Origin of the sequence: Gulosibacter hominis, from assembly GCF_904842695.1 — a bacterium.
GTDB lineage: Bacteria > Actinomycetota > Actinomycetes > Actinomycetales > Microbacteriaceae > Gulosibacter > Gulosibacter hominis.
The window spans coordinates 1-9487 of sequence record NZ_CAJGWQ010000026.1; the positions used below are offsets into that span (position 1 = coordinate 1).

Below are 9487 nucleotides of genomic sequence, written 5' to 3' on the forward strand. Positions count from 1 at the left end.
GGCGAGCGGCGAGGGGGCGGTGCTGGCAGGGATGCGCATCCCCGGAAAAGGCGGGGTGGGAGCGACTGAAAGTCGCCCCCACCCCGCTGCGCGTGCGGCCGGCTAGTTGTTGTCGACCGGGCTGTCACCTTCTGGAGCATCGCCGTCAGCTGCACCAGCTGCGCCGCCGGCAATTGCGTCATCCGCGTCAACATCGGCACCATCGCCCTCGGCACCGCCGCGGCGGCGCAGTGCGAACAGCGCGATACCAGCTACCACCAGGGCACCGGCAACCCAGAGCACCCAGGTCATATTCTGCGCACCAGTGGCTGCAAGGCCAGCTGCGTCGTCGCCACCATCGGCAGCATCAGGCGCCTGCTTACCCGGCTCGGCAACGCCACCGGGCTCACCAGGCTGCTCGGGCTCACCAGGCTCAGCCGGCGGCACGGTGCAGGGCAGGCTCACAACCCGAACCGCGTTCGATTTAACACCGTCTTCGGCGTACCAGGCGAAGCGAGCACCACCCGCACAAACCGAGCTCAGCGCGAAGCCCTCGTTGTTGACATTCGGCATCGATGCGGCGCGCTCGAAGTGGGCAAGCGCCGGCGTCTCGGTGCCGTCGAGCTCAAACACAGCGTGCTTACCGTCGCAGCCGTTGTCGCACACCGCCCAGAGCTTGTTTTCGATGGTGTCGTAGTCGAGCGCCATCACACCGCCGAGCTTCGGGTCGAGCACGTTCACGATCGTGGCGCTGCCGTTTTCAGCCAGTGCGACCGCATAGACGAGGCCGTTGTTTTCAACGCCCACGAAGAACAGCCCATCAGCCCAGGTGGCGTACTGCGACGCATCGTAGGGCTTACCAGTGTTCTGGTCCCAGAGCTTGCCGTTGAGGTCGTCGTTCGACACCCACTCGACCGCTTCGATACCGGTGTTCGCACTCACGGCGGGCAGCACCTCGGTGAGGTTCCACTCCTTTTCGGCCACCAGGTCGGGGCCGGGCTTGTTCGGGTCGACCATCAGAATGGCGTTGAAGTTCGTGCCCTTATCTGAGTTGTCGCGCTCGACACCGATGTAGACGTTGCCCGCACCGTCAACTGAAATGCCCTCGGCGTCGGGACCGGCAGCATCCGGGTTGTCAGCATCCTTCTGGAAGCGCACCCGCTTACCGTCTTCCCAACCGGCGGCAAATTTCAGCGAACCGTCAGCCTGCGCATCCATCAGCCAAAACTTGCCGGTGCCGTTATCAACCACGTAGAGCTGGTTGTCGCCGAAAGTGTCGAGGCCCGAAGTGTCCTCAAGGAACATCGGGTCGCCATCAACCGCCCGCACATCGTCGCTGCCGGGCCAGGGCTGCGCCTCGATCTCACCAACGCAAAGGTTTGCCTCGCCCTTGGTCGCGCGCTGGCTCACACCCCAGCTGCCCGAGCACAGTGCGTAAGTGGTGGGCGCGTGCTTGGTCCAGCTGTATTCCTGCACCAGCTCGTCACCCTCAAAAATGCGGACGCTATCGGCACCACCGAGACCAAAACCGAAGTCGGCCTCTTCAAGCACGAGGTAGCCGCCGGCGGCGATCACAGTGCCCTCGGGGATCGTGTAGGCGTGCGAGTCGTCGTTGTCTTTGATCACAAGACCGCCCACTTCGAGGTCGGTGTCGAGCGGGTTGTACAGCTCGATCCAGTCGCCCGGTTCGCCGTCTTTCGACTCAATCTCGCTCAGCACCACCGGGTTACCGCAGGCGTTGCGGGCGCCGATGGTCGACACCTCCACATCCCTAAATTCGCCGGTGCCGTCGGGGCAGCGGGCCAGCACACCGGCGGCGTGCCCGGTCCAGCCGTGCTCGGCTACAACCACACCGTCAGCATCGTGGATCGACACGAGATCGTTCTTGCCCAGTCCAAACGAGAACTGCTTGTTTTCGGCAAACACGAAGTAGGCACCCGGTTCGAGCACCGTGCCCTCGGCCACCGGGGTGACATCGGATGCGTGACCCGTCGGGTCGTTGTCGAGCAGGTACCAGCCCGAAATGTCGACCGGTTCGGTGCCGATGTTCTTGATTTCGGCCCAGTCACCGTTGACGGTGTCACCGTTCGATTCGATCTCGTTGATGACCACCTTTGGCGCCACACACTCGTTGGCAGCGCCCATGGTTACGCGCGCGAGCTTGAATGCGCCGGCTCCGTCGGGGCAGCGGGCGAGAGTGGCGGATGCTTCATCACCGTCGATATTTGCGTGGCCAACCCACGAGTGCTCGTCGATTTTTTCGCCGTCGGCGTTGTAGAGCCGCATCGAGTCGGCCGAGCCGATGCCGATCGCACCTTCAAACGTGCCGTCGACATAGGCGTTGGTGGCCTGGTCCCAGATCATGCCGGGCGATTTTGCATCCACGACCAGAAATTCACCGGGCTCGATCGTGGTGCCAGCCGGGAACATCCAGCGGTGGTCATCCGAGTTGTCGCGCAGCTCGTAGCCGTCGAGCGAAACGGGCTGGTCGCCCTTGTTGTACAGCTCGACCCAGTCGGCGGGCGCCGAGTCGATCTCGTTGAGCACCACTTCGCCGGGCTGGGTGGGCAGTTCAAAAATATTTGCTGCGCCGGGAGTTTCCTGCGCGGTCTCGCCCCACACGCCCTCGGCGTTACGCCCGTAGGTTACCGGGGCGTGGGCGCTCCAGCTGTACTCGTCAACCGCCTGCTGCGCTTGGTCGTAGAGTCGCACCGAGTCGGCCTTGCCGAGACCAAAGGTGAAATCTTTGCTCTCTTCAATAACGAGATACGCACCGGGTTCAATCACCGTACCGGCGGGGAAAACAAAGGCGTCGTTACCGATGCGGTCTTTGTCGTCCTGCACGATCCAGTTACTGATGTCGATCGCGGCGTCGGTGGGGTTGTGAAGCTCGACCCAGTCGTTGCCGGGGCCGCTCGATTCGATTTCGTTGATGACGACGCTATCGCCATAGCTCGCGGCCGATGCGAGCGTCGCGGGCACGAGCAACGCGCTTGTTCCCAGCACGGCAGCCGCAAGGAAGGCTGGAATACGGCGGAATGAAGGCACAGAAACTCCTTGGTAGATCCGGTGATGCTCAGCATCATCGGCAAGCCGACCAATCAGCAGGTTGCGCCAAGGTAAACGGGGCGTGACCAAAAATTGTCACGCCCCGTAGTATGTGGCGTGTTCGCCGTTGTTTTCGGCGTCCGCACTCGAAGTTCGTCACGGCTGGAGGTGACGCAAAATGCTGCTGGTAGTGGGGCGGGTCATCGCCGTGTGGTTCGCCATTATCGCCGCAATGCAGTTCGTAACGGCAATTGTGATGACGCAGTGGCAGTTCTGGATCTCCGGCGCAGGGCTCTTGACGACCGCGTGGGCATGGTGGCGCTTGGCCGACGTTTGGCGGGAGGCGACACTCAGTCAGCCCGCTCAAACAGCCCGTTTGCTGCGGAGTAAGGAGTCGGCGAAGTGGGCGCTCATCGCTTTGGCGGGCATCGCTGCCACCGTGATCGTGATGGCAACGCTGGGTTGATCGCGAGCGCATCACTACTAGACAGGCGCTGGCCACACACCAGCCGACGACGGCCTTACGAGCTACAGCCAGCCGCCAACTCAGTTACTCGACTGTGGATGCATCCGGTTCGAGCCCCGCGGCCGCGATGCGCTGCTCGTTACGCTCGGCACGCCGGGCCGCGCGCCGGGCCAGCGGCCGCTCTACCGCCACATACAGCGCCGGCAACACCAGCAGCGTGAGCAGCGTCGACGAAAGCAGACCACCGATCACCACCACCGCCATCGGCTGCGAAATGAATCCGCCGTGGCCGGTGATCCCGAGCCCCATCGGGGTGAGCGCGAGCACGGTCGCGAGCGCCGTCATCACAATCGGCCGCACACGTCGTGACGCACCGGCAAAAGTGGCGCCGTCCACATCCATCCCCTTGCCGCGGTATTGATTCACAAGATCCACCAGCACGATGGCGTTCGTCACCACGATGCCGATGAGCATCAGCACACCGATCAGCGAGGCCACACCCAGCGGGATACCGGTGACCACCTGCAGCAAAATCGCCCCGGTGGCGGCGAATGGCACCGAAATGAGCAGCAGCAGCGGCTGCAACAGGCTGCCAAATGTGGCCACCATCACGATGTACACAATCAGCACGGCACCGAGTAGCGCCAGGCCGAGCTGCTGGAAGGCGGTGCGCTGGTCGGCAGCCGAGCCGTCAAGCTCGGCGGTCACACCGTCGGGCAGATCGGCGTCCGCGAGCGCCCGCTCGATTTCGCTGCTGAGCCCACCGAGGTTGTCGCTGCTGCTGGCAATCTCGAGCGTGGTGTATGGGGTGCCGGATGCGGCGGTGACCGCCACCGGGCCATCAACAACCTCAACATCGGCGAGTTTGTGCAGCGGAATCGCGCCGAACCCAAGCTGCAATTCGAGGTCGCGCAGTTCGTCAACCGAGGTCGGCGGCTCGACGTCGTCAACGATGTACATGCGCACCTGCGTGCCGTCCATCGTCACCGAGCCGATCGGCAGCGGCTGCAGTGCCTGGGCGACCATGCCGCCCACCGCAACCTCGTTCAGGCCGTACTGCATCGCGGCCGCTCGGTCGATATCCATGCGGATGAACGGACGGGTTTCATCCAGCCCGCTGTGTACCGATTGCACGCTGTCGACCGATTCAATCGCGCTGCTGGCAGCCGTTACCGCATCGTCAAGCTGGCCGCGTTCGGGGGCCGAAACGCGCACCGCGAGCCCGTCGCTGAAGCCGCCGGCCTCGACACCGACGGCCACTTCGCCGAGGTCGTCACGTTTGTTGACGCGGTCGCGAAGCTCCTGCTCGATGGCGTCGGGGTTAGCGCCCGGTTCGGTTGCAATGACCCAGCGGATATTGCCGGAGCTCATGCCGAGCATCGATGCCAATTCATCGTCGCCGTAGTTCAGCTGCACGGTTTTGATGCCGTCGACCTGTTTGATTTCATCCTCGAGCCGCTCGGCGTATTCGCCCATATTGGCGAGGGATGCGTTGGCGGGCGGCGTTTGCCGAATGCTGAAGCTCTCTTGTCCGGTTGAGCCGAGGAAGTTGGTTTTCATTAGCGGCGCGACGGCGATGGTGCCGCCGAGCACCAGCGCGGCCGCGATGAGCACCAGCGCCGGGCGGCGGATGGCAAAGCGCAGCGCCGGCGCATAGGCGCGCTGCAGCCAGTTGGCTGGTTCGTCTTCGCTGTCTTCTGTGGCGCGCGCATCCTCGTCTTCGGCGGCGTGTTTACCGACCTTTTGTGCCTGTGCCGCGGCACGCAGTCGACCACCGGCGAGGAACCAATAGGCCAGCACCGGCACAATCGTGAGCGAGACGATCAGGGATGCGAGCATCGCGATGGTGCTGGTGAGCGCGAAAGGCCGGAAGAGTTCGCCGGTGACATCGGCAACAAACACGATCGGCAGATAGACGGCAACGGTGGCGATGGTGGATGCGGTGATTGCGGTGGCCACCTCGCCCACTGCCCCGCCAACCACGCGGGCACGTTCGGCCGGGCGCAGTGTGGCGGTGGGGTGCAGCTGCAGGTGACGGCGGATGTTTTCCACCACCACGATCGAGTCGTCCACCACGCGGCCGATGGCGATGGTGAGCGCGCCGAGCGTGAGGATGTTGAGCGAATAGTCGGCGAATCGCATCGCGATGAAGGTCACCAGCAGCGAGGTGGGAATTGATATCGCGGTGACCAGTGTCGCGCGCACCGAGAGCAGGAACACAAAAATCACGAGCACCGCGAACGCGAGCCCCAGTAGGCCCTCGGTGACAAGCGTATCGATTGACTGGGTGATGAACGGGGCCTGGTCGGTGACGACCTCGAGTTTGGCTCCGTCGGGGATGAGGGTGTTGAGTTCGGGCAGCAGCTCGGCAACCGCATCCGATACCTCGACAGTGTTGGCGGCGGGACGTTTGGTGACTGAGATCGTCAGGGCGTCTTCGCCGTTGACCCGCGAGACGGTGGTCTTGGGTGAGGGCTCGAGCTCGACATCGGCAACATCGGCGAGGGTGATGAGCTTGGTGGGGTCGACCCGGTCGGATTTGAGGGCGATTTTGCCGAGATCGGCGGCGTCGTTGATCAGGTTGCCGGCCTGCACCGTGAGCGTGTTGTCGCCCTCGGTGAGTTGCCCGGCGGGGATGAGCACCCCGGCGTTTTCGAGTGCGTCGGTGATGTCGGCGATCGCCACCGCGTTTTCAGTCATATCGCTATCGCGCGGTGTGATTGAGATGCGGTCGGGCTGGTCGCCGGTGACGGTCACGCCGCGCACGCCATCAAGTTCGCGCAGTTTTGGAACGACGTAGTTGTGCAGGTGTTCGGCGAGTTCGGCTTCGTCACCACCGGTGGCGCCCAGCTGCACCACCGGCAGATCGTCGAAGCTGCCCGAGAGCACCGTTGGGTCGACATCGTCGGGCAGATCGGAACGGATGCGGTTGACCGCCTGTTGGATGCGCTGTTCGGCGTACACGAGATCGGTGCCGTAGCTGAATTTGGCGGTGACGACCGAGCGACCGACGCTCGAGGTGGTGGTGGTGCTTTCGAGACCCTGCAGCCCCTGGAGTGCGGTCTCGACCTTGGCGGAAATATCGGCGTCGACGATCTCTGGCGAGGCACCCTGGTAGGTGGTCATGACGCTCACCTGCGGTAGCGAGATCGAGGGGATGAGCTCCTGCTTGAGCGAGTTGAGGGTGACCACCCCAAAAAACGCGATCGCGAGGGTGATGAGCGCAATGAGGGCTCGGTTGGCGAGGGAGAGTTTTGCTAGTCGACGCACACGCCCAGTTTTTCATGCAAAGTGCGCCGCAACCAGGTTCGGCATCACCCCAGCGTTGAATTTGCGTGATCGGCGAGCGGGGATGATGCCGGCTCGGTTCTGGATGCGGCGCGAAATAGATGTCACCAGTCACTGAAAATCTCGCGATATATCTTGACTCTTGCACCGCATCCCATTAGTTTCAAAATCGAGATATATCGCAATCGCGACCCACTCTCGCCCACCCATAGCCGGCATCCCAAACAGAAAGTTGGAATCGACATGGAACAGTGGCTCATCAACTCACCCACCACCATCGACCTCGAAGTGGTTCGACACGTTCGCGCCAACCTCATGCAGGGGTCAATCGACATCATCGCCCACGATGAACCCACCTGCCGCGTCGAAGTGTCGGCGGTAGAAGGCAGCGAACTGCGCGTCGCACTCGAAGGCGATGTGCTGCTCATCAACCACCCGCAGCTGCGCTGGAACGAACTCGGCAGCTCAGCCCGCGCCCTCTTTGAAAACCCCAAAGTGCGCGTGAGCGTGCTCGTGCCCGCCCAGGTAGAGGTCAATGTCAAGGCCACCAGCGCCAATGTGCTCACGGTCGGCGTGCACGGCAATGTGACCATCACCACGCTCGGTGGCGAGCACTTCTGCGATAACACCGCCGGCAAACTCACACTCACCTCAGCCACGGGCGAGCTCTCGGTGCGCGGCCACAGCGGCTCGGTTGACACCCGCACCGCCTCGGGCGATGTCACCGTCACCGGCCCGATCACCGAGTTCAGCGGCAACACGATCTCGGGCTCCACAGTGGTGGATGTGGCGGGCTCGGTCCCCGCGCGGATCAGCAATATCAGCGTCTCGGGCGCCACCACAGTGCGCCTACCCGCCGACGTCATGCCCTTTGCCGAAGTAACCGCCGTAACCGGCCGCGCTCAGCTCGGCAGCACCGTGCTCGAACCGCTGCGCGGCCGCACCGAGCGCGTAGGCGATGCCGAAACTGCCACCACCAAACTGCGGCTCTCAACCGCGACCGGACGCCTGGTGGTGCTGCGCGAAGGCGGCAACTGGCCGGATGCAGCTAGCGGGGCTGGGGCTGGTGCTGGTTCTGGTGATGCCAGCGATGCCGGTGCTGACGCTGCGGGCGCTGGTGCCGCCGCCGACGCCGAAGGAGCCGCCGCAGCCGGCGACGCGGCTGGTTCTGACACCGCAGCCGGCGACGCCGCTGCGGCATATCGAGTCACCGATGCGGTGAATGTCGACCTCAGTTCGGCACCGAAGCCCACCCGCATCCACAACACCGAATCTGAAGCGGCACCCGCGTCCGCAGCCGGCGACGCTGAGAACGAGCCGCGTGCATCCGGTCACCAGCCGTTTGAACCCGGCCAGACGCAGACCGCAGGAGGTAACGAATGACTCCCCCGAAATTCCGTCACGGCCAGCTGCGACTGGTGCTGCTCACCCTCATCGCCCGCCGACCGCAACACGGCTACGAGCTCATCCAAGGGCTGAGCGAGCTGTTCAACGGCAACTACGCGCCGAGCGCCGGCACGATCTATCCACGCCTGGCCAAGCTCGAAAGCGAAGGCCTGGTCACCAAACACGACGACGGCCGCAAAACCGTGTACGCGATCACGCCCGAGGGGCAGACCGAGGTGGATGCCCGAGCTGACGAGTTCGCGCAAATTATTGCCGAATCAGCCGAATCGATCGCGCCGCAGGCCGACTCAGCTCGCGACGGCCTGATGCAGGCGCGGCTGGCGCTGCGCAACGAACTCGACTGGCTGGCGAGCGAGTTGCGGTCGGAGGCTGCCGGTGGTGATGGTGGTGCTGATGGTGCTGATGCCGGTGCCGGTGCTACCGGCGCCGGTGGCGCATCCTCTGGTGGCGGTGCTGATGGTGCCGGTGCTGCATCCGCTGCTGATGCATCCTCGGGTGGTGATAGTGCCGGTGCCGGCGCTGCTGGCGCATCCTCTGCTGATGCCGCTGGCGCTGAAGGCGCCGACGACGAAGCCGAGCAGGCACAGCCAACACCGGACGATCTCGTGCGGGAGGTGGACCAGCTGCTGCAGCGGTTCCGCCAGGATGTGCGTCAGGATGCGCGGCTCGCGGCCCGCTCCGGATCGCTCGTCAGCGAGGCTGTCGCCGACCTCGGCCAAAGCCTCGGCGAACACGCCCGCCGGTTCGCCGAACAGGTGGGCATCCACCGACGCTAGCCCCGTCGCGCGGGCGCGGGGGCGCGGGGCGCCGCCCGCACCCGCGCATCCACCCCCGCGTTTTACCAGCAAGTGACCCTGTTACCGCCAAATGACCCTGCTATAGGAGGGTCACTCCGCAATAACAGGGTCACTTGGCGTCGTGGCAGCGCTAATTGGCGTCGTGGCAGCGCCATGTTGAACACGCGCATCCCTACCCGCGAGGCCACACCGCGCAGCCGCCCGCATCCCGCGAAATCATCCCGAGCCCACGAGACTAAGGCGAATCTCGTATGCCGTCTTCTGCTTGAAAAAAAAAACACGGCAGAGACATCGCACCAACTAAACGAGAAATGGTCATTGCAAACAGCATTTCAACAGTATCAATGGAATTGTTTCCTACAGCGTTAAAGATGTGAGCCTCGTTGGATAACGACAACAGTGAGTAGTAGTGTTCATCCAACACACGTTCTACTGCATCCTCTGCAAGACAGTACTTCTGTCTCTTATACACTCCTCCAGGCACACCAGACTAGATGATATC

5 protein-coding genes are annotated in these 9487 nt (G+C 63.6%); 3 read left to right on the top strand and 2 right to left on the bottom strand.

Annotated features, from left to right (window positions below; translation table 11 throughout):
* Window positions 1–102: 102 nt before the first annotated feature.
* Window positions 103–3027, bottom strand: a complete 2925-nt coding sequence (locus JMV54_RS10525) for a lamin tail domain-containing protein (RefSeq protein ID WP_201518878.1) — start codon at window positions 3025–3027, stop codon at window positions 103–105.
* Window positions 3028–3205: 178 nt separating this feature from the next.
* Between JMV54_RS10525 and JMV54_RS10530 the strand changes: the two genes are divergently transcribed.
* The gene (locus tag JMV54_RS10530) at window positions 3206–3493 is read left to right on the top strand and encodes a hypothetical protein (RefSeq protein WP_201518879.1); all 288 of its coding nucleotides are present in this window, start codon (window positions 3206–3208) and stop codon (window positions 3491–3493) included.
* 84 nt (window positions 3494–3577) lie between these two features.
* On the opposite strand, the gene JMV54_RS10535 is transcribed toward JMV54_RS10530, so the two are convergent.
* Window positions 3578–6763: an efflux RND transporter permease subunit gene (locus JMV54_RS10535; protein ID WP_201518880.1), complete on the bottom strand. Its 3186-nt coding sequence runs from the start codon at window positions 6761–6763 to the stop codon at window positions 3578–3580.
* A 261-nt stretch (window positions 6764–7024) separates the two neighbouring features.
* Here JMV54_RS10535 and JMV54_RS10540 point away from each other — a divergent pair, with 261 nt between their 5' ends.
* Together JMV54_RS10540 and JMV54_RS10545 are read left to right on the top strand one after the other, a co-directional pair.
* Entirely contained in the window at window positions 7025–8164 is a 1140-nt protein-coding gene (locus JMV54_RS10540; protein ID WP_201518881.1) for a DUF4097 family beta strand repeat-containing protein, read from the top strand.
* Window positions 8161–8964 carry a PadR family transcriptional regulator gene (locus tag JMV54_RS10545; RefSeq protein WP_201518882.1) on the top strand — a complete coding sequence of 268 codons (804 nt, stop codon included), beginning with the start codon at window positions 8161–8163 and terminating at the stop codon, window positions 8962–8964. Before JMV54_RS10540 ends, JMV54_RS10545 begins: the two co-directional genes overlap by 4 nt.
* The last annotated feature ends 523 nt before the right edge of the window (window positions 8965–9487 follow it).